At 64.4% G+C, this 326-nt stretch carries 1 protein-coding gene; it reads right to left on the minus strand.

From position 1 onward, the window contains the following. Nucleotides 1-293, minus strand: a 293-nt coding sequence (locus tag NVV99_RS26435) for a hypothetical protein (protein ID WP_313906273.1), incomplete at its 3' end; no start/stop codon positions are given. Between the last annotated feature and the right edge of the window lie 33 nt (nt 294-326).

The raw sequence follows: 326 nt of genomic DNA on the forward strand, positions 1-326 counted from the left end.
TTGTCGATCCGTCCCAGGCCGGCCTCGTGCAGCAGGTCCGGGCGCAGGTACTTGGTCATCACCCAGATTTCCGACAGCGAATTGCTGATCGGAGTGCCGGTGGCAAACGCGATCGCCTTGGCCGGCGCGTGCGCCATCCCCTGCTCGGCGCCCAGGGCGCGGGCCTTCTCCCGCAGATACTTGGCCTTCATCTCCAGGTCGGTGGCCCGCTGAGAGCCGTTGGTGACCGCCAGATCTGCGCTGTTGGACGGGCGGGTGAGGTTCTTGTAGTCGTGCGCCTCGTCGATGAACAAAAAGTCACACCCCGACTGTTCGAAGGTCAAGCC

The organism is Rhodococcus sp. PAE-6 (genome assembly GCF_025290685.1).
Classification (GTDB): domain Bacteria; phylum Actinomycetota; class Actinomycetes; order Mycobacteriales; family Mycobacteriaceae; genus Rhodococcus; species Rhodococcus pyridinivorans.